The following is a 23,056-nucleotide window of genomic DNA, read 5'->3' as shown; positions in this document are numbered from 1 at the left end:
CATAACCACCTGTGTCGGGTGTAAGACTCTCGATCTTTGCTACTTTATTTTTCAGAGCGGCGTCACAAGCCTGTCCAATTTCATATTCCCGACTCCGACTACAAATTTAAGCGGTGCTCCGCCGACACCGGCCTTGGCAATGATCGACTTGTCGGTAAAGGGAACCTTTCGATCGCGCGGTTTAAGGTCAGGAATATGATTTTCGATCATTCCGGTCCGCAGGATCGTGGCATCGATCTCAGCACTCATGTTTGACGGGAACTTCACGTTCAGGTCCCCGGCGGCAACCTGGACATCAGTGTATCGTCCGCGCCAACCTCGAACGCCGAACGCTACATCAAGTGTTCCCGTGCCGATGATCAGAGTCGTGTTTCCGGCGATAATCTCAACATTCGCCTTTGATTCAATGAAGTTCGCACGGATCGAGCCCTCGACACCCGCGATCGAGAGATCCCCTTTTCCGCCATCTATTTCAAGATCGGAATACCGCGGGACCGATATGACGTAGTTGAGCGTAAAGGGCAGGCCGATCAGCTGTTTTGGAAAATTCTTGGGCAGTTTCTTCAGGCCGAATTTGTTGTGAACGCCAACCGTGATGACGCTCGTCCGGATCGCACTCTCATCAGTAATAAAGCCGGTAACCTCAGCGATCCTTGCCAAGTCAGCCTCGTTTGCCGCCTGAACTTCGATCACAGCCGTGATCTCGATCTCATTCTTCGCCCAGCCCTGCACCTTGATCGAGCCGCTCGGAGCTCCATTGATAACTACGGTGCCGCCGGAGCCGAAATCAAAACGATCGGTTTTCGTTGTGGTGCGTTTCACCATGTTCGGAGCCTGGCCGAAACCTGCGATGGAAAACGCCATTACAACGAAAAGCCCTAAAAGCAAGGATATTATGTTTTTCATTTGATTTGATGGGTGCGGAGAGTACTACCACAACTATGATATGGCCTGCGGTGTTAAAGGGTCAACAAAATTCGACCGGCCATCATCGGCTAAAGAAACCGATCCCGCCACGCTGATTGGTGACAGTCAGGGTTGCACTGCCGCTGCCGAAGGTTCCAATGACCCGGCGGCCGTCACTGACGCGGTTGAGGTTGGCGTTATCGAAGCTGCCGAGAGAGATGTTCCGTGAGGAGGGTGCCGTTGCGACGAGTTTGAATGACGAGGTGAATGGGATGCGGAGATTGATGGTACCTTTCATTGATGCAAAACGGTATTTGCCATCTTCCTGTATCTCACCGTCGAAGAAGATATCGCCCATCGTGTTCTCAGCTGAGACCGCCGTGGCGTATATGTTCGTCAGCGTAATATCACCTTCGCTTGTGATGTGGGCTCGTACCAGGCCGCTGCGAACGTTTGAGACCTGGAGGTTCCCGATACGGGTTTCGATGTCGACCTTGGAGTTGTAGGGAACTCTGATGTTGAAATTCACATTCCCCGTGTCACGTCCCTGATTATCACGAAGCAGATTGATATCGATAACTCCGCTCAGGCTCTGGGGAGCGATATTTGCGGCTGGAGCTTCCATGGAAGCTACAATGGAAACCTCTGGCCGATTCCAGCCTTCGACTGTGACAGTTCCGGTCTTATTGATCAGGACAAGGCGAATATCCTGGCCGGCAGGATAAACGCGGGCGAACCGCTTTTGGGCGTAGCTTTCACCAGCAAAAACAGACAAGAAAAAAACTACGGCCAGAAGCATCGTAGTTTTCGCCGGACCTTTCCGTCCGATTTTTTTAAAAACTCTGAACAACATCACTTAAAACTAAAGGTCTGCAAAATCGCGCAGCAAATTCATCTTATCAGTCATTACCGCATCGAGCATTTCGCCGGAAAGTTCATCCTCCGGGTCCTGCTGCAGGATCGTAGTGTATTCGTGGACTGATTCGTTGATCACCTGCAGATTGCGATCGAATGCATCTCGGGTCGTACGGTTCCACTGTTCACGTCGGCTCTGGACGCGTGCATTCCAATATTCGATGGCCGCCTGCTGTTCCTTGAGCCGAGTTTCGCGAGCCTGCTGCGGTGTTTCCATCAACCCGACACGGCTTAATACTTTTTCAAAAGTCGTCTGGTTAGCTTTCGACCGCGTCGTAAAATCGTCGGTCGCAGGCTGAGTATAATTCCTTATCGCTACTATCGTCAGCAGCGAACTGATCACGCCTACGCAAATGACGGCCGCCGACAACTGCATGAAAGAAAGCTGCCAAAAACGCCCTTTCGGCGGTTCCGGCAGAGCCGGCGGTGCGGCCTTTGCTTTTGCTTCTGTTTCAATAATATTGTTGATGCGGCACCACAGAGCTTGCGAATTCGGCGGCACGACCTCGCTGGCCGCTTCATTGGCACAAACATCGAGTATCGACGAAAGATCTTCACAAACGAGCGCACATTCGGCACAAACTGCCAGGTGCATTCGCACGTCGGCCGCCTGACTCTCGTCAAGCTCGTTGTCCATAAAGGCACCGATCAGATCTTTACACTTGTCGCAATTCATATGGAACGAAAGGGTCGCCCGCCTCAAGTATTCAAACCTAATAGATTAACCAACACCCAATAAAGTTGCCCTGTTGACTGATATTTTGGCACAAAAAACACGAACAGCGTTTCCAGTGTTCGTGTCCTTAGGGTTGTGCTCCACTATTATCCCTGCTGCTTGATCAAAAGCCCGCGAAGTTTAAGCCTTGCCTTGTGAAGCTGCGATTTAGAAGTGCCGACCGAGATGCCCATCTTGCGAGCGACTTCTTCGTGTTCAAAGCCCTCGACATCGTGCAGAACGAATACATTGCGATAGCCGTTAGGCAGTTCGGCAATGGCGTTTTTCAGCGCGATACGGTCGACGATCTGCATCCTGTTCGGATTTGTCGAGCCCGAAACGACCTGTTCCGGCATCTCGCCGTCTTCTGACGTGCGTTCGTTCTTAACGCTGCGACGGCGGAAATGCATAAGAACCTGATTCACCGTCAAACGATGCAGCCAGGTCGAGAATGCGGAATCGCCGCGAAAACTTCCGATCTTGCGGAACAGCTGAATAAAAACTTCCTGTGTCAGATCTTCGGCCTCGGTCTGGCTCGACGTCATACGAAGGCACAGCGAATATGTACGGCGATGATAACGTTCGTAAATAAGCTCAAAAGCCGCGATATTCCCATCCGCCGCGAGGCGGCAAAGTTCTATATCGGTCGCCGAAGAATCGAACGAAACATCCGCAACAGGCTGTGAAACTGCGATCTGAGCACCGTCGACGGCAAACTGCTCGCCGCTAACAACGAACTGCCCGCTATCCATCGCTACCGAGTGTGGATCCATAATTACTCCCTAAAAATAAGGTTCACGTCGGATTGTAGAACTAAGTCTCACGCTATGATGACCGACCACAGCTAAATGGTTGCTTGACCTTATGAAAAATACTATGCCCATTTTGCCGAAAGGTAAAGCAGTTTTTCGATGAGATTTCCTTTTCGGGGCTCAATTCGGGCGCAGGCCCAAATGATCGACTATCAATGCCTGAGCCTGCGGACGGATAAGGAGTTCATGATTCGCCGGATCGGCAGCAAAGAAAATAAAATCAAACTCCTTTTTTTCGGCAGATTTTTTGAACCATCGGAGAGCTTCTTGAACGTCGCCGAGCCGAGCGTAATACCTGCCAAGCAAATAGGCCGGAGCCGACCCGGGTTGCTCGAGAATTTTGATTCGCTCCTTCCAAAACTCCCGGATCCCGCCTGACGCGTACGCAATCCGTAACTTCTCGAGTTGCTCCGGATATGTACCGGTCGTCATGTATAGTTCTTCAACCTTAAAGTATTCTTCGACCGCCTCATCATACATTTGTTTGGCAGTGTAGATCTCGTAGAGATGCTGGTGACCGGCAAGAAAATTTGGATCGATCTCAAGTGTTTTCTTACACTGGTCAACAGCGAGGTCGTATTTTCGGGAGAAGTATAGGATCTGGCACATATCGGCGTTGATCGCAGCAGAGTTCGGTTCCAGCTCGACGGCGCGCTTTATCTCCGCAAGTGCGGAACCGCCCGAACGGCGGGCCACTAAATTCAAAGCGTACCATTGATGGCCGGTCGCGTAGGTTGGATCGACCAGTACCGCTTGCTTGAAATACGGATCGGCCTCGCCAAGTTTCTGTTCCCAATACATTCGGACAAACCCGATAGTCGCATACGGCTGACCAAGTATCGGGTCTCGACGGATGGCTTCGTTCGCCGTGGCCTCTGCCTTTTTCCAGTGGATCACATCAAAAACGTACGCGTCCGCTAAGGCAGCGTATGCTTGAGCGAATTCAGGGTCAAGCATCACGGCTCTCTCGAGATCGATCGTCGCTTGATGGAGCCCCTCAACCGAACGATCTCGCCACAATTCCCTGCCTCTATTATAAAGTTCTAAAGCTTCCTGGTTTGCCGTCAACTGCTTCCCGGCGGCGATCACCGAATTTGCATCGCTCGCCGCCGGACGCAGAACGCACCAACTAATGACAGCAACCAGGATTATCACCAATCCACCTGCAAGTTTTAACCGTAACGATACGCCTTTCGTTTCCGTCTCTGATCGATCCTGAAGCGAGACGCGATAGTTTGTTCGTTTCTCGACAAAGAATGAGTCTTCGTGTTCCTCGATCTCACGGACCTCGGGATCGAATCGATAGCCGCGCTTTGGCACTGTCTTGATAAATCGTGCTCCATCCTCGCCGAGCAGCTTTCGCAACGTCGAGATGTTCCTGTTCAGATTGCCCTCCTCGACGAACGCATCAGCCCAAACACGGTCCATCAGTTCGTTCTTGCCGACCGTATGACCATGGTTTTCAACGAGGGTAAGCAGGATGTCGAAAATCTTTGGCGTTAGCTGAACGCGACGGCCATTGCGCAGCAATTGACGCTCTTCGAGATCGATGCGAAACATATCGAACTCATAAAAGCGGTTTGGGGGTCGATCTGTCACGGGCTTCAGGAATTTCGGGAAAATTTCCGATTATTAGAAGGATTTTCTGAGACCTGCCGGGTTAATTTTTGCTTTTCAAGGATTTTAGTCTAGGTACGCAGAAAAAAGCAATATGAAATCGGAAGCCCGAACTCACACCATCGAGTTTTCAGTAGAAAAATACGAGACCTTCTCCATTCGGCGCGGCCGCCCGATCACTTACGTCCGGTGCAGCGGTTGTCGGTGCAAGGTTCAAATGTTGAGCCCGGAAGATGCCGCAAAACTGATAGGGATCTCTACTCGGAAAATTTACTCGGACGTCGAAGCCGGCAAAACGCATTTCGTTGAATCGGCCGACGGCTCGATAATCGTCTGCCTTGACTCACTTCGTGAATCGGAATAAGCCAAACACTTACAAGGAGTTTCAGATCAACCATGAAGAAATCTATCCAAACCGTCGTTCTTGCAAATCGGAATCTCGTTCTAAGTTTCACGATCATTTTATTGATGATGATCGGCGGCTTCTCGGCATGGCCGTCGAAGAGTGAAGCAAACGCCCCGAATCTGATCTACGGGCACGATCGATTCGCAAATCGATTGTTCACTTTCAATGGAAATTCCCCTGGGACTTTCACATCAAACATTGCAATAACGGGCCTCAACGCTGGAGAGCAGATAATCGGCATCGACATCAGGCCGGCTGATGGCCTGCTTTATGGCGTTGGAACGACGGGATCAGTGAGCCGATTGCTGAGGATCAACACAACGACGGGAGCAGTTACACCTGTTGGAACCGGTTTCACACCTGTTCTCCCAACTTCGACGTTTTATGGAATCGATTTCGATCCAACTACAGATCAACTGCGCATCATCAGCTTCACCGACCTCAATATCCGCATCAATCCCAACAACGGGTCATTGGCAGGTACAGACCCGAATGTTGCGTTCGCTCCCGGAGATCCGAATTTTGGCGATAATCCCGCGGTGGACATGATCGCTTACAACGATCGCGCAGCCCGCCCTGATGATCCAAATGGAGACCCCGGAGTTTTATACGGCATCGATACCGCAAATGGCGTACTTGTCATCATAAATCCGAGCACCGGCCAGATGGTTACCGTTGGTTTGCTGGGACAGCTGCTCTTCGCATCGGCCGGTTTGGATTTTGACTTTTTGACCGGCGAACTCATCGCTACCTACAATGACGGTGAGTATCGAATAAACATTTTTACAGGGCAGGCAACATTTCTCGGAAATCTTCCGGTCGGCGGAATTGACGGCATGACGGTCGCCCGGCCCGCATCCCCGACTCCAACCCCGACGCCAACTCCAACACCAACTCCAACACCAACGCCGACTCCAACACCAACGCCAACACCGACTCCGACACCAACTCCAACGCCAACACCGACTCCGACTCCGACACCGACTCCGACACCGACTCCGACACCGACTCCGACTCCGACACCGACTCCGACACCAACTCCAACCCCGGTTCCGACGCCGACCCCAACGCCGACGCCGACTCCGACACCAACTCCGACACCGGTCCCAACTGCAACACCGACGCCAACTCCAACACCCGCGCCGACTCCGACGCCGACTCCAACTCCCGTTCCGACCCCAACTCCAACACCTACGCCGACTCCTACGGTGACCCCAACGCCGACACCGGTGCCTTTCCTGATCCTCAACGAGGTGAATGCGGATACGCCGAGCGTAAGTACTAATAGGTGCCAGTTTGTAGAACTTCGCGGTACACCGGGCTATTTGATCCCGCCGGGTACATGGTTCCTCTCGGTAGAGGGCGAGGCAGGCAACTTTGGCCGCCTCAACTGGGCAGTTGATCTGGGTTTGCTTGTGGTCGGCCCTAACGGAACGTTATCCCTCGCAAATCTCTCCGATCCGTGCCCCGGCCGGCTTTTCTCTTCCGGAACGACCCTGATAGACGTTTCCGCGGCTAACACGGGCGGCTTTGGCACCGAAACCGAATCATACATGCTGATCAAGGCACCGCCGCAAAACAGCTTTGTTCAGAACGGCGATGTCGACGTCAACAATGACCGCATTCTCGACGCCGGTGCGGTAATTACGCTGCTCGACGGTATTGCTACGGTGAGCAACACTATCACCCAGGCAAACTACGCACCGCTTGTTTTCTCCGGCCCGAGTTCAAATCAGCCCGATGCGTTTACACGGTTTGTCGGCATACTCACGCCGAATAGCCCGCCCGCCTGGTTCTACGGCGAGTTGGCCGAGAATCCGGACAGCACAACGCAGTATGCCGCTCCGCTCAGTCCGAACGCACCGCCATGTCCGATACTGACTCCGGGCGATCAGAACGGCCAACCGCTCGGTTGCGGGGCACAGTTCTCAAACCGAACGCCCATCTCGATCACTCCCGGAGCGTCCGCAAATTCTGCGAACGATCCTGCCAGTCCGAACGCTTCGCAGATTGCCGTTTCCGGCATGATCGGCTCCGTCGAATCGATCCGAGTCACGCTATTTGATCTTTCACATGTGTTTCCTGATCACATCGATGTGCTTCTCGTCGGACCGCAGGGCCAAAAGTTCGTGATCATGGGCGACGCGGGCGACGGGACAAGTATTTCGCCGTCGAACCCGGTCACACTAACGTTCGGCGACGCGGGAATATCGCTGCTGCCTAACTCAAGCCCACTGACCTCCGGTTTCTGCGAGCCAACAACGTGGGAGACTCCGGTTTCGAACTTTCCGGCTCCCGCTCCCGCAGGACCATACAATGAAGCTGGCAGTGAGACAGGCAGCAGCACCGGAGCCGATACGTTCGCTGAGGTTTTCGCCGGCACAACGCCGAATGGAATCTGGAGCCTCTATGTGAGAGATGACAACGGAACTGCGCGGCCCGACGTCGACAGCGGAATGATAGCCGGCGGCTGGGAGATCGAGATCCGAACGACGACACCACTTGTGACGGTCTCGGGCCGCGTCGTGACGCCGACCGGACTTGGACTGCGAAATGCCGTGGTCGCTATGACGGATTCGCAGGGCATCAGGCGCACCGCGACGACAAGCTCCTTCGGCATTTATACATTTGAAAACGTCCGGGCGGGCGAAACCTACATCATTGGTGTCGCCTCAAAACGCTACCGCTTCGCCGCCCGGAGTTTGCAGATCAATGACAATATCTCAAACGTCGATTTTGTAGGACTTGAGTGATCCGAACGGATCTGCTTTCTTTCGCGATAGCAATGCGAATGCGGCCGTCTTGCCTGGCAAGCGCGTGGTCGTGAGCATCCAAAGGGATGCCACAGTTCCGATTGACACGCTAGCGGCGAGCCAACTAGAATTGCGTTACTCCGTGTGAAGAAAGACCAGATCCCTATAACAATTGATAACATCATTTCGGCTCATCGGACGAGGCGGCGGGAGATCCGTGCCCGACTCGCGGAGTTTGCAGCGATCGGGCGGCATGGGAGCGATCTGAACCTGTTTGAGGAGATGGTGTTTTGCTTTTTTACGGGTGGATGCTCGGCGAAGATGGGATTGTCTTCGATCGAAGCGGTCAAGCCGATCCTGCTGACCGCAGATCAGCCCGAGATGGCCAATGCTCTTGTCGGCCATCATCGCTATCCGAATGCGAGGTCAAAGTATGTAGTAACGTCACGCGATTTTCTGCAGCAGGAATTCGGTTTGAAACTAAGAAAAAAGCTCCGGAGCTTTGATTGCCGGTTTGAAAGGCGTGACTGGCTGGTGCGTGAGAAGGGTATTAAAGGCCTTGGATACAAGGAGGCGAGCCACTATTTGCGTAACATCGGGTATAAAGGCTACGCCATTCTCGACAAACACGTTCTTAACTGCCTCGCCGAACTAAAAATAATTGATGCCCCAAAGCCACCAAATACGCGTACGAAGTATCTAATCGTCGAAGAAAAGCTGAAACAACTTTGTAACATGACGCAGATCGACTTTGACGAGCTCGATTTAGTTCTTTGGTCGATGAAAACCGGTGTTATACTCAAATAACTTTCAGCATCTACCCATTTAGGAGTTCGCGGTATGAGGTACAAAGTTAAATATCCGGGTTTGAGGACGGCATTCCTGATCCTGTCCCTGACGATCACGGCGTTTTCAATGGAAACGGAACAGTCCGTCGACGTCAAGCGTTCGCTCAAGGAAGCCTCGAATAAGACAAGGGCCGGGCTATTCGCCGAGGCGGAGAACATTTTACGCGCAGCGATCAATGCCGACGATAAACGTTCCGACGCTAAGGTCGAACTCGCTTACGTACTCACCAAACAGCGGCGGCTCGGCGAGGCCTACGATATCGTATTACCAATAGTTCAAAGCGAACCAAAGAACGCCAGGGCGCTTGCCGTACTCGGATCGACGATGCTAACCGGCGGACGCTTTCGCGAGGCACGCTTATTATTTTTCAATTCGATCAAACTCGATCGCCGACAGCACCTCGCCTGGGCGGGCTATGGCTTGCTCGACTTCTACGAGAACCGCATTAACGACAGCGTCGAGAACCTTAGAGAATCGGTTTACTACGCACCTGACGAGCCCGATTATCTGTTTGCTCTGGCTCAGGTATCCGCCCGAGCTGAAAAGTATAAAGAAGCGGCCGACGCCTATCGCGATTTTTTGAGCGTATCTAACAGTGCCGACGCGGATCGCCGGGCTCGCATCCGGGGGCTGATCAATTTCCTACGCTATCTCGGCAACGCCGGCACATTGTACCGAGTCGGCGGAGCGGAAAAACAAGTGTTCCATTCGACCTGATCGGAAACCGGCCGATCATCAAGCTCCGCGTAAACGGCAGAGACGAGCCGCACAGATTCGTGCTCGATACCGGTTCGGGCAGCTCTGTCATTTCTGAGGCGACGGCAAAACGGCTGAAGATAAAGTCGATCACCAAAGGCGGTTTTGCACGCGGCATCGGCGGTGACGGCAAGTTCGAGATCGTTTATGGCTTACTTCGCCAGATCGAGGTCGGTGATGTTAACCTGCGTCAGGTTCCGGTTTATATTCGCAAATTCCACGCTGACGCTCAGGACGTCGATGGCTACATTGGGCTCGCTTTGATCTCAAAATTCCTGACGACAATTGATTACGGCGACAAAACATTCGCATTGACTCGTCGAAGCAATGATGAAAAAGAGTTCCGCGACGCTGTCGGGCTTTCGCTGCCCTTGCGGCTGACATCGAGCGGATTTCTCAGCGGTGAGGTTCAACTGCAGGGGGTCGAATCGCCGTTGAATTTTATCGTCGATACCGGTGCCAGCGTTTCGGTGATTTCGGCGGGTGTCGCTAAAGAGGACGGCCTCGTACCATTTGCCAACGAAGAAAAACTGCGCGTCATCGGCTCAGCAGGTGTTACGAATGACGTGCAGACATTCAAACTGCCAAAGGTCACATTCGGCAAGCACTCAGAAACAGACATCACCGCCGTTGCCCTCGATCTCGACGTGATCAACGAAGCATCCGGATTCGAACAGTCCGGAATACTTGGCGGCAATTTCCTGAAGAATTATCGCATGACCTTCGACTTTAAGAACTCGAAGGTGACTTTCGTTTCGGTCAAACCGGATAAGGATTAGCAAAGCGTTAAACTAATTAGGCGAAAGGCAAGATCGCGGTTGTTACGTGTTCTTGCCTTTCACCTTTTTACTATTCCCTTTAAACTTTGCCAGAGAAGTATGAAACAGAGCTTATATCTCGAAACTTCGGTCGTCGGTGCTTATCTCGACAACGGCGAGCCGTTTCGCCGGGATCTGACGATACGCTGGTGGGAGCATGAACTCGCCGAATATGAAGTCTACAGTTCAATCCTCGTCCAGCGCGAGATCGAACGAATGGAAGAGCCGCACCGCAGCGGCTATCTTAATCTGCTCAAACCGCTCAAGCAGCTCGAACTCTCGGAGGAAGTTGCGATACTCGCTGACGGATATATCGATCGCGGCATCTTTCACCGCAAATATATCGCCGATGCCATCCACGTCGCCATCGCCGCGGTTCACAAGATCGATTACATCGTAACCTGGAATTTCGGCCACCTCGCTAACGTACGAAAGCAGGCGAGGCTGCGGCTTTTCAACACCTCAGCCGGCTTCTTTTCGCCCGTGATCGTCACGCCGGAGTTTCTGGTTCATACCGAGATCGAATGACCTTGGCTCTCGTACCCTGAGCGACACGGAAAGAACGTGGAAGAGAAAGAAAAAGAGGATGTCTGAAAAGTCGAGATATCGTTGACTACCTAGCATTTTTAACCGCAGATCACGCAGATGAAGCAGATAAAAACGGATAACTGATAAAAAACCGATTGAAATCCGCGCTATCTGCGTCATCTGCGGCTAAATTTATAAAATATAGGAGTCCGGGTTTAGTTTTCAGACATCCTCTTTGAATTTACGGGCTTTGAAATTACGGATTTACTTCAACAAATCTCGGCATCGCGATAGCTTGATTCAGATATACGCTGAATTCAGTGCCGGATTTAACTTCGGCTTCCGGGCCTTTCAAAAATCGCTCACCGAGAAAGCCGGCTCCGGCTCCGATTACGGCACCGATAGCGGTTGCTTTACCGCCGCCGACCATCGCGCCGAGAACGGCTCCGCCGGCCGCACCGCCGCCGATGAAAATGATCTTGCGGTTCTTCATTTTTGAGGCGGTCGCAGATCCTTCATTGTCGCTCTTTGTCTTACCTGATTCCAGATCGGTCAACGATCCATTGATCGAACGGGTCCGCCCATTCGGAAGCCTGACTGAAACGAAGGAAACGTCGATCTGGCCGGGCTCACCGCCTTTCGCTGCCTTTTTGACGTTTGTGATGCGTGCCGTCAGAGTGCTGCCGGTCGGGATCACGACGACGCCGGTTGAAGAATAGACCGGTTCGGTAACGGTGCTGGTGAACGTATTGCCGACAGCCGCCGTCTTCGAGCTGATGGCGGAGTTCATGCGTGCTCGCATGATCGTTCCCGTTTCAACCGTATAAACAGGGGTCGCCGGCGCCGGAGCTTTCTTGACGACAGTCTTCTTTTTAAGAACAGGCTTTTTCTGACCCAGAGCTTCGCTCGCACCGAAGAACGTAATAAGGGCGAGCATCAGCCCGATGGACAATGTATTTATAGTTCGTTTCATATCGATTTCTCCTCTAACCAACCCAAGCACGCCGCATTTCGAGGCCGGCCAACTCGCGACCGTTTTGAGGCCAACGGGACTGAGTTCGTTGCATCAAATCATTTAAATGACGCTAAAGGTTTCCTCGTTAGAATACCACCGAAATAACTACTTTCGGAAATCATAGATATTTTCTGAAATCCGATTCGATTAGACATATGTTCCAGACGTACAAAGTTAGTTCACAATCTCCAAATACTGAAGTGGCCCCCGGTTTAAAACCCGGGGGTCAAGTCATTTAAGGGAGACGTTAAACAAGTTTTATTCCGCGAGAGGTCTATTTTTCTATGCAGCTTTTTGCCCCGACGTTCCTTCTCTTTGCACTGAATTTGCTCGATGCCCTTTTGACGATCGTTTGGGTTCGCAGCGGTGTAGCCACAGAGGGGAACCAGTTGATGGCGTCACTGCTGGATATCGGTAACGGCCCATTCCTCGGCGTAAAGATCGTCATCGGCCTGGTCGCTGCGATCGTCCTATATCGCTGGGGATCTCGACCGCTCGCTCGCTACGGACTGGCCGTTGCTCTGGCGGTTTACATCGGATTGATGGGCATTCATGTTTTTACGGGCCTCGCGGCATTTGGCGTTGTTTCTAACACCACGATCCAAAATGTTGCCGATTTTCACGGGCAGCTTTTCGCGGCACTTATCTAGAAAAAAACAATTCTCATGATGCTGTTCCCCGGTGTTTCTAACGAAACATCGGGTTTCTTTTTTTCGTAAGTAAACAGCACAACGCGAAGGTGTTTTCACGGCATCAAAAAGTTGATATTTTATTCTTAAATACAAGGTGTGAATTATGAGCAATAAACCAATTTATCAGATATCAGCAAGACAGATCATACTCCTGGCCTTTGCGTCAGCTTTGATAGCTGTCGGAGCGACTGCTCTCTTGTACAACCTGGACCGGTTCTTTCCGGCTAAGGAGAACTCCGGCGTGGCATTGGCGGAACAAGCCCCCGCCAATATTTCTGAGCCTTCGACAGTTACGGACGAACAAAACAGCATCGAGGTCTACAAAGCGATCTCGCCCGGCGTTGCGTTTATTAACACAACCTCGTACCAGCAGGATTTTTGGGGCGATGTACAGGAAGGAAAAGGCAACGGATCCGGGTCGGTCATTGATACCAACGGCAACATCCTGACCAATTACCACGTTATCGAGGGAGCACAAAAATTGACCGTCTCCTTTGGCGGTGAAAAGACTTATCCCGCCAGCGTAGTCGGCGGCGATCCGGACACCGATCTCGCGGTAATACGGCTAGATGCTCCGCCGCCTGGCTTGACCGTAGTGTCATTTGGCGATTCGGACAAGTTGACGGTCGGTCAGAAGGTATTGGCTATCGGTAATCCATTCGGCCTCGACCGTACACTCACAACCGGTGTCATCTCGGGACTTCAGCGTCCGATCCGTGCCCGGAATAACCGGCCGATCGACGCTGCTATTCAGACTGACGCGTCGATCAATCCCGGAAACTCAGGCGGCCCGCTGCTCGATAAATACGGGAAAATGATCGGCATTAACTCGCAGATCCTGTCGCCCGCCGGCGGTTCGGTTGGCGTTGGGTTCGCCATTCCTGCCAACACCGCGAAACGCATCATTCCTCAGCTTATTCAATTCGGCGAGGTCCGTCGTCCGAAACTTGGTGCTTCGCTGCCAACCATCGCTGAACTGAAGCAGCGTGGTTATCGCGTTCCGGTCGAGAGCGGCCTGCTTGTTTATCAAACTCAGGCGGGTGGATCAGCCGAACGCTCAGGCTTGAAGGGTATCCTGCCTGATGGCACGATCGGTGATATCCTCATCTCTGCCGAAGGCCAAAAGCTGAACGATCTTGATGACCTATATCGACTGCTGGACAAAAAACAGATCGGCGATACGGTGAACTTCGAGGTCTATCGAGGCGGCAAAACGGTCACAGTTCCGGTCAAGCTACTCGGAAGTGCCCCGGCCAGCAGAACAACACGACGGAATATTCAGGAATAGACTATTCCGATCGTAGGACTGGAGAGGATGTCTGAAAAGTCGAGATATCGTTGACTACCTAGCATTTTTAACCGCAGATTACGCAGATGAAGCAGATAAAAACGGATAACTGATAAAAAATCGATTGAAATCCGCGCTATCTGCGTCATCTGCGGCTAAATTTATAAAATATAGGAGTCCGGGTTTAGTTTTCAGACATCCTCTTCGTTTATTCAAAGAAATGATCGAGCTTAACGATTTCTACAACGCCGGGTTTGGATGGATCTGCCGCGGATGCGAACGCGATCTCGCCCCGCCCGCTAAAACGGCCGAAAAGCTCTCGAGAGCCTTTCGCGAGGGCGAAGCGGAAAGCAAGAACCCGGCACTAACAAACATCGCTATGGCCAAATGGACCGACGCCACCCGTCGCTACCTAACCTGCCCACGATGCGGGATCACGGAGTTGGCTGAGCAGGCCTGATCGGGTCGGAAAGAAAATTAACCGCAGATGGACACAGATATACACAGATAAGAAAAGCAAAACCCGAAAGGCCATATCTGATCTTCTTGTCCATCTGTGTTTATCCGATCTCATCTGTGGTAAAAACTCTTTCTTAGCTTCTCTGTGGTAAATTTCGCTCGACCGTGCTGTCGTGCTAAATTGTAGTTAATGCTTCAGCACGAGCTTAATACCGCGATCAACCTCGCACGGATCGCAAGCACCTCAATTCTTAAATTTTATAACGACGGTTTCGAGACCGAAGAAAAGATCGGTGCTGATAATTTTAGCGAGCCGGTAACCGCCGCTGACCGCGAAGCGAGCCGAATCATTGTCGACGGCCTGGCGGCCGCCTTTCCTGACGACGGAATTCTTTCTGAAGAAGAGATCGACGACCTCGAACACCGAATCTCAAAAAACCGTGTCTGGATAATCGACCCGATCGACGGAACCGCTGGTTTTGTAAATCACGACGGCGATTTTGCCGTGCAGATCGGGCTCGCCATCGACGGCGAAGCGATTCTCGGCGTTGTTCTGCTTCCGTTTCACGATATTCTGCTTCACGCTGTCCGCGGTGAAGGAACGTTCTCACGAACCGGCGATGGCGAAAGTAAGCAGCTTTTCGTCTCCGATCTCACTGACCTGAAGGAGATGTGCATCGCGGTATCGCGAAATCACCCAAGCAATCGGATGAAGCAGATAATCTCGCATTTCGGCTTCTCAAGATCGATCCGCCGCGGTTCTGTCGGCCTAAAGGTTTCGTTGATCGCGAATCGCGAAGCGGATCTCTACATTCACCCGAGTCCGCGAACCAAGCTTTGGGACACGTGTTCTCCGCAGATAATTCTCGAAGAAGCCGGCGGCAAAATGACGGACTTGTTCGGCCTCGAACTTCGATACGACAGCCGCGACCTGCATAATCGCAACGGCATCCTCGCCTCAAACGGCATCTCGCACAATAAGGTTGTCGCCCATCTCGCCCCTCTGCTCGCCGAATTCGGCCGCGTCCCACACAAAGGCTAAACCGCCTAGATCCAGCATTTATAAGATATCTGCTTAACCGGGAGAAAAAATAATCCTCCTTTTCGTCGTTTTTACCTAAAATCGTGTTGTTTTATGCAGATGTTTATGGTAGAAATATTGCTCAAGTAGTTTCTTCGAGCACTCTAGCTAAATTAGACAAGGAATAGAATTAGGTGATTACAACCACTGGGATAGTTGAATCCGTTGAACCGGTCTGTGATCGGTCTGTGATCTTTGCCGATAATTATCTTAATAAATTAAGCGGTGAGCAGATCGAATATGAGTGCCGCCGCCGGATCGAAACCGGCTGCCGCGAGCTCGAACTGAACTTCTCCAGGACCGAGATAATAAATAGTATCGGTATTTCGATACTTCTCGGCGTTATCGACACCGCGTCGAACAAGGGAGCAAAGGTCGTTTTTTCGGAAGTTAGTGATGAGACCGTCGAGCTTTTTGAAATGCTGGGCCTCACAAACCACGTAGTTATTGAATAGAACGGAATAATTATGACCGAACACTCTCATAAGTTGATCCACGCATTTGGGGCCCTGGCAGAACTCGGTCAGGAGATCACCAATAAGAACAACTTTCAAGAGACGATCCGCACGTCGCTGCATTTGATATCCGGAGCCCTGGGTATAATGCGCGGTTCGGTCGCGCGTTATTCGCGGTTTGGCCATGAGCTCAATATGCTCGCCGTTCGAGGCCTGGGTGACGATTTCCCACTCAGCCTGCAGCTCTGCAGCGAGGACGAACGCCAGTTCTTAAGCAACGGACTGAATCCGATCGAAATATCGCAGGCAAAGGTTTTACCATTCTTTCAGGTTTACGACGCCAGCTTTGAGCGTCGCCGGTTGGAGCTTTTTGTACCGCTAGTGGTTCGCGATGAGATCGTCGGAGCATTGTTCCTGGGCGAAAAAGCCACGGGCGAGGTTTACACCAGCTACGAAAAAGAGATCATCTGCGCGATGGGCCAGCACATCGGCGTTGCGATCGCTCAGCGAAACTTGATGGCTGAGATCGAACGCCACGCGGAACAAAATCGCCGGCTCTTCGACGAAATGCGGTCAACCTATCACGACACCGTCAAGGCGTTCGCCGCCGCGATTGACTGCAAAGATAAATATACCGAGGGCCATTCGGTACGGGTCGGGCGATTTTCAGAGATCATCGCATCGGAACTCGGCTGGGGCAGTGAGGAAGTTGAGGGAGCTGCAGTCGCAGGATATTTACATGATGTCGGCAAGCTAACCGTTGAGCGAAAGATCATCAACGCTCCGTATCGCATTAATGCCAAAGAATCTGCCGAGCTCAACAAACATCCGTCAGTCGGCTACGAAATTCTCCTTCCGATCCATCATCCGTTCACTGACGTTCCACTTGCGGCAAAATACCACCACGAACGCCTCGATGGCCGTGGTTATCCCGACGGTTTATATGACCGCGAGATCCCCTTCATTGCCAAGGTCGTGAACCTTGCTGACTCATTCGACGCAATGACGACCGATCGCCCATATAAGGCTCGCCGGCCGGCCAAAGATGTGGTCGAAGATCTGCAGAGAAATGCCGGCCGTCAGTTCGCACCGGAACTCGTAACCTCATTCCTTGGCGGTATGTTAAAGGAATTGACCGGAGAAGAAAGGAACAAGCGTTTTCGCCGCCTGCTCGGCCGCGAGTACATGGAAGCGGAAGGGATCGTAGACAAACTGAGAGCCTCGTTGAACGAAATGGCCCCGACGACACCCATGACCTACGTCGCCGCTGCCGCGTCGGTCGGTGAATCACAGATCGTTCACTAAACACCTATTTATCCTTTATCCGAAAAAAGCCACGACTCGGCGGCTTTTATGTCTTCAAATATCCGTCCGTTCACGCCACGATTCATTGCAACCAGTTCGCCGAACTGGTTAATATCGTTCTGACTTAGGAATCTGTCAACAAAAGCGATCTTTGCCCGTCCAAAACCCATTTCGGGGATCTCCGACGCCAGCCTGTAAGCGTCCGCAAAAGAGCCTGGTTCCGTGATATTTTCGTCTATGAGAACTCTTTCTGACATGAGCTCTCCAGCCTTGTCAGCAATTTCCTGCCAGGCTGCTCTAGATATCTCGTAGGTGTCTTTTTCGCCCTCGATAAAAGCGTAGAGATAGCCCGGGCGTTCCTCGAGCGTCAATTTATATGGTTTTGCGGAGTTTTGCAGGAACATAGAGAGCAGAAATTCTTTTTTTCACCATTTTAATTCTAATACTGCCCATTTCCTAGCAGTTCGAGGAACTTTTTCGCGGCGATCGAAAGATTCCGGTCGGTTCGATGGATCACGCCGACGGAGCGGATCCAATACTTCTCGGCCATTTGGACAACCGCCAGCGTGCCCGCTTTTTTCGACTCGATAACGGCGGATTCCGGCACGATCGCAATTCCGAAACCTACCTCAACTGCTCGTTTAATGGTCTCAATGTTGTCGAACTCGGCGACCTTCTTAACCTCGACGTTGTTGGTCTTGAATATCTTGTCCATCGCCTTGCGTGTCGGAACGTCACGCTCGAACAGGACAAAATCCTCGCCATCGAGTTCAGCCACCTTCATTTTCTTGCGGTCGGCGAATTTATGCTCCGGTGGTGCGATCAGCACTAGCCGGTCGTCCGGCATAGGCGTTATCGTTAATCCCCGACGCGGCTCAGGAAAGGCGAGAATGCCTAACTCAACCGTGCCATTCAGAACATCTCGGACCACACGCGTCGTACGCGAGTATTCGAGATCGATTTTCGCCGCTGGGAATTTTGTCATGAACTCGCGAACCTTGTCAGGCAATTCATGCAGGCCGACACTGTAAACGGTCGCAACCTTAACAGTTCCGCCGATCTTTCCGACAACTCCGCGAAGGTTTTCCTGCAGCTGATCATAGGCGGCGAGTACTTTTTTTGATTCCTGATAGAAAACGTCGCCGGCCGGCGTAAGTTTCACCTCTCTGCGTCCGCGAATGCGTTCGAGCAAACGGCGTTTGAATTTATCTTCAAGCGCCCGTATTTGCTGGCTAACGGCTGATTGCGTAATAAAATTCCTCTCTGCGGCGAGCGAAAAGCTCTCAAGATCGACGAGGTCACAGAATACTTTCAATGTTTCGACGTGCATTTTGTTGAACCTAACTCATTAGTATTTCTATTTATTCACGGCTAAATTTTTCATTTTATCTTATCTAATCTTCGTCGTAGTATAAATAGCAGATTCGGAACATTGCTGATTTGTAGATTTGGAACTAAAATTCAGACATTCACTTCGGCAATTTTGGATCGTAAAACGGACGTTTATTAGATGGCGATAAAATTCTCTAACACCTTTCTGCTGCGAAAGCTCCATCAGATCACCGGCATAGTTCCGCTGGGTGTATTCTTCTTCGTTCACATGTTCACCAATTCAAAAGCAATGAACGGTGAAGCGAATTTCAACAAAGCGGTTCGAGAGATCCACGATATTCCGTTCCTGCTCCTGATCGAGATCTTCGGCATATTCCTGCCGCTCCTGTTCCATTCGGTTTACGGAGTTATAATTTCGTCGGAAGCAAAGCCGAATCCGCTCAGCTATGGTTATGGGCGTAACTGGTTCTACCTATTTCAGCGGGCGACGGGGATCTTTCTGTTTTTCTTCTTGTTGTTCCACATCCTGAATCTGCGATTCGGCATGATCCCTTATCTCAATATGACGCCGGTGGCCGGCAATGCGGATAAGGCGTTCGCGATCGTATCAGCCGAATTTCAGATCACTTGGGTGCTGATCCTGTACATGCTCGGCGTGATAGCCACGGCCTGGCATTTAGCCTATGGCCTGTTCTTATTCGCGGTCGATTGGGGCCTCGTGATCGGCGAGAAAGCTCAGAAGATGACGTTAACGGCGTGTATGGGAGTGGCATTGATGCTTTCATTCGTCGGGATAAACGCAGCATTCTCGTTCGTTAGGCCGTGCGGTTTGATGCCGCAGGCGATGTGCGAAACACCTAAAAAGACCGCAAGCACCGGAGCAACGAAGTTCTAGAATTCCGGTCTATTCATATATGGCATCGAAATCACTAAAATTTGCGATCGTTGGCGGCGGCCTGGCTGGCCTTGCTGCGGCGATGAAGATCGCGGAAGCTGGGCACGAGGTCGATCTGATATCGGTCGTGCCCGTAAAACGTTCACACTCTGTCTGTGCTCAGGGCGGCATCAACGCGGCCGTCAATACCAAAGGCGAGGGCGATTCGCCGGCAAAGCATCTTGACGACACGGTCTACGGCGGTGATTTTCTCGCCAACCAACCGCCAGTCAAACGAATGACCGACATGGCTCCCGAGATCATTTACCTTTTTGATCGAATGGGCGTGCCGTTTTCGCGAACTAAAGAAGGCCTGATGGACTTTCGACGCTTCGGCGGAACGCTCCATCACCGCACCGCTTTCTCGGGAGCATCGACCGGCCAGCAGCTCCTGTACGCACTGGACGAGCAGGTCCGTCGCTGGGAAGTCGAGAAAAAGGTAACGAAATGGGAAGGCTGGGAAATGCTCTCGCTTGTCCCGGACGACCACCAAGTTTGCCGCGGCCTCATCGCGATGAACCTGCAAACGCTTGAGCTGAGATCTTTTGCCGCTGACGCAGTTATCATGGCGACCGGTGGGCCGGGCATGGTGTTCGGCAAATCGACAAATTCTCAGACCTGTACGGGAAGCGCGGTCGCGGCTTGCTACCAGCAAGGCGCTCGGTACGCGAACGGCGAATTTATACAGGTTCACCCGACCTCGATCCCCGGCGAAGACAAGCTTCGACTGATGTCCGAATCAGCCCGAGGCGAAGGCGGCCGCGTCTGGGTTCCGCGTGACCCGATGGATGCTCGCAAACCGAAGGACATTCCGGAAGCCGAGCGCCGATACTTCCTCGAAGAAAAATATCCTGCCTACGGCAATCTCGTGCCGCGCGACATTGCGACCCGCGAGATCTTCCAGATCTGTCTCGAAGGCAACGGCGTCGGTGCCCAGAATCAGGTCTATCTCGATCTCACGCACATTCCGGCCGACACCCTGACTGAGAAATTGGGTGCGATCCTCGAGATCTATGAGATGTTCGTCGGCGACGACCCGCGGTATGTTCCGATGCGAATTTTCCCTGGTGTCCACTATTCGATGGGCGGCCTGTGGGTCGACTTTGAGCAGCGGACGAACATTCCCGGCCTTTTTGCTGCCGGCGAATGCGACTATTCTATCCACGGTGCCAACCGTCTCGGCGCAAACTCGTTGCTATCCTGTGTTTACGGCGGTTTTGTGGCCGCTCCTTCGGCTTTGGAGTACGCCAAGAACGTTGAGCGCGGGTCGTCCGAATCGAACGGCATCCACGCTGCCGAACTCGCCCGCCAGGAAGCCATAAACCAGTCCATCATCAAGAGCGAAGGCGGCGAGAATCAGTACAAGCTTCACGAAGAGCTCGGCAAAGTGATGACCGACAACGTCACCGTGGTCCGCTACAACGACCGTTTGCAAGCGACCGATGACAAGATCCGTGAGCTGCAGGAGCGGTTCAAAAAGATCTCGATCAACGATTCGAACCTCTGGGCCACACAGGCGATACCGCACGCACGTCAGCTCAACAATATGTTCGACCTCGCCCGCGTCATCACGCTCGGTGCCCTGAACCGCAACGAATCACGCGGTGCTCATTACAAACCGGACTTTCCGGATCGTGACGATGAGAATTTCATGAAAACGACGATAGCGGAATATTCAGCTGAAGCCCCTGTATTGAGCTACGAGGCGATCGACGTTTCGCTGGTGGAACCCAGAAAGAGAGATTATTCGAGTAAAAAAGCGAAGGCGTAGTTGAGCAACTTGCCGTTAATTTTTATGACCACGAACGCACACATCGAAAAGAAGAGACTCGAAACACCGCCCGCGACGATCAAATTTAAGATCCAGCGACGCGAGAAAGAAGGAGCTGCGGCGCATTGGGAAACGTTTGAGCTGCAATACCGCCGAAACCTGAACGTCATCTCTGCTCTCATGGAGATCCGCAAGAATCCGGTAACGATCGAGGGCAAACAGACCACACCGCCGGTTTGGGATATGTCGTGTCTTGAGCAGGTTTGCGGCATCTGCACGATGGTGATCGATGGGAAAGTGCGTCAGTCGTGTTCGGCTTTGATCGACGATCTGCTGCTGGCCTCAGGATCGGATACCGTTTCGCTGGCTCCGATGTCAAAATTCCCTAATGTTCGCGATCTGAAGGTTGACCGTTCGAAGATGTTTGAACATCTCAAGCAGGTAAACGCATGGATCGAGCTCGACGGCACATACGACCTCGGCCCGGGACCGCATGTCACTAATGAGCTTGCCCAGGAACGCTACGCGTTCTCACGCTGCATGACCTGCGGGTGCTGTCTCGAGGCTTGTCCACAGTACGGCGATGACAACTACATCGGCCCGCAGGCGATCGCCCAGGCACACCTTTTCAACATGCACCCGACCGGCAAAGCCAACATGGACGATCGTCTCAACGGCCTGCTTGGCGCTGACGGCATCGGAAATTGCGGCAATGCCCAAAACTGCATCCAGGTCTGCCCAATGTCGCTGCCGCTGACCAAAGCGATCTATCAGACGAATCGTGATATCACGGTCAATGCGTTGTTTGGCTGGTTAAAGAAATAGAGTTGCACAAGCCCGCGCGTAACAAGGGCGATTCCTCCAACTTGAGCGAATCGCCCTTGCTTACGCGCGGGCTTCTGCGTGAAAAAGTGCTTGGCAATAAATTAACTTTTTGCTAACCTATTCCCATCGGATCTTAGGAATTTTTTTTAATAACTGAATACTTGATGATCACAAACACACGCTTGCAGCCGGTCGGATCCCAATGACGTAAGTTTTACGGTTTGACCGTCTGCCGCCAGCAAAAAAAGGAGGCAATACGATGGCAAACCGGATCAATAGCTCACGCGACTTTACGCACGAAAAATCTCAGCAGCATATCTCCGACACCTATTTCCCCGAAAGAACACGCTCCAATAAACCGTTTCGCTTCGACGACCTGATCGTTACGCTCGCGAACGCTCACGAAAACCGGCGCGCACGTCAGGTGACCGAATGGGAACGCATGCGACGTCAGAATTTCCCTGCGGCGGTCTAAATTCCGCCTAGTTTTTTCACCATGTTTTACGCCGCGAAGGCACGAATAGGACCTTATTCGAGCGTTCGTGGCTCTTTTTTTGGCAGCGGTCACTCTGAAATTTATTCATGATGGAAGTTCACATTGGCGGCCTCGGCGTCTAACTTTGCGAACTCTGCGAGGACAATGGCGTAGCTAATTCCAGGTATATTACTCGCAGAGCCCGCTGAGATAAGACGCAGAGATCGGGAACGGGATGCCAAACTTCGATAAACGTGATCTTAAAATAAGCCTCTACCCTTTTTCTTGACCTTTGACCTCAATTGTGCTACCCTTGCAACAATGTTGCATTTCGCATCGCCGAATGGTA

General features: G+C 52.1%; 23 protein-coding genes. 15 read left to right on the top strand and 8 right to left on the bottom strand.

Going from position 1 to position 23,056, the window contains the following annotated elements; translation table 11 throughout:
• Nucleotides 1–51: 51 nt before the first annotated feature.
• The 5 genes from IPG22_01425 to IPG22_01405 all read right to left on the bottom strand — a co-directional run bounded on the left by IPG22_01425 (nucleotide 52) and on the right by IPG22_01405 (nucleotide 4,908).
• Nucleotides 52–906, bottom strand: coding sequence for a hypothetical protein (locus IPG22_01425; GenBank protein ID MBK6586972.1), 855 nt, complete (start codon nucleotides 904–906; stop codon nucleotides 52–54).
• A gap of 82 nt (nucleotides 907–988) precedes the next feature.
• On the bottom strand, nucleotides 989–1,705 hold the full coding sequence (locus tag IPG22_01420) for a DUF4097 family beta strand repeat protein (protein ID MBK6586971.1): 717 nt from the start codon (nucleotides 1,703–1,705) through the stop codon (nucleotides 989–991).
• 63 nt (nucleotides 1,706–1,768) lie between these two features.
• Complete coding sequence (locus IPG22_01415; GenBank protein ID MBK6586970.1) at nucleotides 1,769–2,497, bottom strand: zf-HC2 domain-containing protein; 729 nt, start codon at nucleotides 2,495–2,497, stop codon at nucleotides 1,769–1,771.
• A gap of 146 nt (nucleotides 2,498–2,643) precedes the next feature.
• On the bottom strand, nucleotides 2,644–3,288 hold the full coding sequence (locus tag IPG22_01410) for an RNA polymerase sigma factor (GenBank protein ID MBK6586969.1): 645 nt from the start codon (nucleotides 3,286–3,288) through the stop codon (nucleotides 2,644–2,646).
• Between the two features lie 180 nt (nucleotides 3,289–3,468).
• The gene (locus IPG22_01405) at nucleotides 3,469–4,908 is read right to left on the bottom strand and encodes a winged helix-turn-helix domain-containing protein (GenBank protein ID MBK6586968.1); all 1,440 of its coding nucleotides are present in this window, start codon (nucleotides 4,906–4,908) and stop codon (nucleotides 3,469–3,471) included.
• Nucleotides 4,909–5,361: 453 nt separating this feature from the next.
• Between IPG22_01405 and IPG22_01400 the strand changes: the two genes are divergently transcribed.
• From IPG22_01400 to IPG22_01380, 5 genes are all read left to right on the top strand, one after another.
• Nucleotides 5,362–8,124, top strand: a complete 2,763-nt coding sequence (locus IPG22_01400) for a DUF4394 domain-containing protein (protein MBK6586967.1) — start codon at nucleotides 5,362–5,364, stop codon at nucleotides 8,122–8,124.
• Between the two features lie 144 nt (nucleotides 8,125–8,268).
• Nucleotides 8,269–8,931: an N-glycosylase gene (locus IPG22_01395; GenBank protein ID MBK6586966.1), complete on the top strand. Its 663-nt coding sequence runs from the start codon at nucleotides 8,269–8,271 to the stop codon at nucleotides 8,929–8,931.
• Between the two features lie 33 nt (nucleotides 8,932–8,964).
• On the top strand, nucleotides 8,965–9,690 hold the full coding sequence (locus tag IPG22_01390; GenBank protein MBK6586965.1) for a tetratricopeptide repeat protein: 726 nt from the start codon (nucleotides 8,965–8,967) through the stop codon (nucleotides 9,688–9,690).
• 59 nt (nucleotides 9,691–9,749) lie between these two features.
• Nucleotides 9,750–10,508: an aspartyl protease family protein gene (locus IPG22_01385; protein MBK6586964.1), complete on the top strand. Its 759-nt coding sequence runs from the start codon at nucleotides 9,750–9,752 to the stop codon at nucleotides 10,506–10,508.
• Nucleotides 10,509–10,607: 99 nt separating this feature from the next.
• Entirely contained in the window at nucleotides 10,608–11,075 is a 468-nt protein-coding gene (locus tag IPG22_01380) for a type II toxin-antitoxin system VapC family toxin (GenBank protein ID MBK6586963.1), read from the top strand.
• 256 nt (nucleotides 11,076–11,331) lie between these two features.
• Here IPG22_01380 and IPG22_01375 read toward each other — a convergent pair whose 3' ends face one another.
• Nucleotides 11,332–12,048, bottom strand: coding sequence for a hypothetical protein (locus IPG22_01375; GenBank protein MBK6586962.1), 717 nt, complete (start codon nucleotides 12,046–12,048; stop codon nucleotides 11,332–11,334).
• 326 nt (nucleotides 12,049–12,374) lie between these two features.
• On the opposite strand from IPG22_01375, the gene IPG22_01370 reads away from it, so the two are divergent.
• The 6 genes from IPG22_01370 to IPG22_01345 all read left to right on the top strand — a co-directional run bounded on the left by IPG22_01370 (nucleotide 12,375) and on the right by IPG22_01345 (nucleotide 17,370).
• Nucleotides 12,375–12,740, top strand: a complete 366-nt coding sequence (locus IPG22_01370) for a hypothetical protein (protein ID MBK6586961.1) — start codon at nucleotides 12,375–12,377, stop codon at nucleotides 12,738–12,740.
• A gap of 145 nt (nucleotides 12,741–12,885) precedes the next feature.
• Nucleotides 12,886–14,070 carry a trypsin-like peptidase domain-containing protein gene (locus tag IPG22_01365; protein ID MBK6586960.1) on the top strand — a complete coding sequence of 395 codons (1,185 nt, stop codon included), beginning with the start codon at nucleotides 12,886–12,888 and terminating at the stop codon, nucleotides 14,068–14,070.
• A 220-nt stretch (nucleotides 14,071–14,290) separates the two neighbouring features.
• Nucleotides 14,291–14,530: a hypothetical protein gene (locus IPG22_01360; GenBank protein MBK6586959.1), complete on the top strand. Its 240-nt coding sequence runs from the start codon at nucleotides 14,291–14,293 to the stop codon at nucleotides 14,528–14,530.
• Between the two features lie 189 nt (nucleotides 14,531–14,719).
• A complete protein-coding gene (locus tag IPG22_01355; protein MBK6586958.1) occupies nucleotides 14,720–15,571 on the top strand; it encodes a 3'(2'),5'-bisphosphate nucleotidase CysQ in 852 nt (283 codons plus the stop codon).
• A 173-nt stretch (nucleotides 15,572–15,744) separates the two neighbouring features.
• The gene (locus tag IPG22_01350) at nucleotides 15,745–16,065 is read left to right on the top strand and encodes an STAS domain-containing protein (protein ID MBK6586957.1); all 321 of its coding nucleotides are present in this window, start codon (nucleotides 15,745–15,747) and stop codon (nucleotides 16,063–16,065) included.
• A 12-nt stretch (nucleotides 16,066–16,077) separates the two neighbouring features.
• Nucleotides 16,078–17,370: an HD domain-containing protein gene (locus IPG22_01345; GenBank protein ID MBK6586956.1), complete on the top strand. Its 1,293-nt coding sequence runs from the start codon at nucleotides 16,078–16,080 to the stop codon at nucleotides 17,368–17,370.
• A gap of 8 nt (nucleotides 17,371–17,378) precedes the next feature.
• Here IPG22_01345 and IPG22_01340 read toward each other — a convergent pair whose 3' ends face one another.
• Together IPG22_01340 and IPG22_01335 are read right to left on the bottom strand one after the other, a co-directional pair.
• The gene (locus IPG22_01340) at nucleotides 17,379–17,774 is read right to left on the bottom strand and encodes a hypothetical protein (GenBank protein MBK6586955.1); all 396 of its coding nucleotides are present in this window, start codon (nucleotides 17,772–17,774) and stop codon (nucleotides 17,379–17,381) included.
• Nucleotides 17,775–17,809: 35 nt separating this feature from the next.
• Nucleotides 17,810–18,700 carry a LysR family transcriptional regulator gene (locus IPG22_01335; GenBank protein ID MBK6586954.1) on the bottom strand — a complete coding sequence of 297 codons (891 nt, stop codon included), beginning with the start codon at nucleotides 18,698–18,700 and terminating at the stop codon, nucleotides 17,810–17,812.
• Between the two features lie 180 nt (nucleotides 18,701–18,880).
• Between IPG22_01335 and IPG22_01330 the strand changes: the two genes are divergently transcribed.
• The 4 genes from IPG22_01330 to IPG22_01315 all read left to right on the top strand — a co-directional run bounded on the left by IPG22_01330 (nucleotide 18,881) and on the right by IPG22_01315 (nucleotide 22,707).
• Complete coding sequence (locus IPG22_01330) at nucleotides 18,881–19,597, top strand: hypothetical protein (GenBank protein ID MBK6586953.1); 717 nt, start codon at nucleotides 18,881–18,883, stop codon at nucleotides 19,595–19,597.
• A 19-nt stretch (nucleotides 19,598–19,616) separates the two neighbouring features.
• Nucleotides 19,617–21,407, top strand: coding sequence for a succinate dehydrogenase flavoprotein subunit (sdhA, locus tag IPG22_01325; protein MBK6586952.1), 1,791 nt, complete (start codon nucleotides 19,617–19,619; stop codon nucleotides 21,405–21,407).
• A gap of 24 nt (nucleotides 21,408–21,431) precedes the next feature.
• The gene (gene sdhB / locus IPG22_01320; protein MBK6586951.1) at nucleotides 21,432–22,232 is read left to right on the top strand and encodes a succinate dehydrogenase iron-sulfur subunit; all 801 of its coding nucleotides are present in this window, start codon (nucleotides 21,432–21,434) and stop codon (nucleotides 22,230–22,232) included.
• Nucleotides 22,233–22,491: 259 nt separating this feature from the next.
• Nucleotides 22,492–22,707 carry a hypothetical protein gene (locus tag IPG22_01315; GenBank protein MBK6586950.1) on the top strand — a complete coding sequence of 72 codons (216 nt, stop codon included), beginning with the start codon at nucleotides 22,492–22,494 and terminating at the stop codon, nucleotides 22,705–22,707.
• Nucleotides 22,708–23,056: the final 349 nt, after the last annotated feature.

Source organism: Acidobacteriota bacterium, assembly GCA_016703965.1.
Classification (GTDB): domain Bacteria; phylum Acidobacteriota; class Blastocatellia; order Pyrinomonadales; family Pyrinomonadaceae; genus OLB17.
Note: the sequence above shows the minus strand (reverse complement) of the source record. Positions and strands in the feature narration are given on the sequence as shown.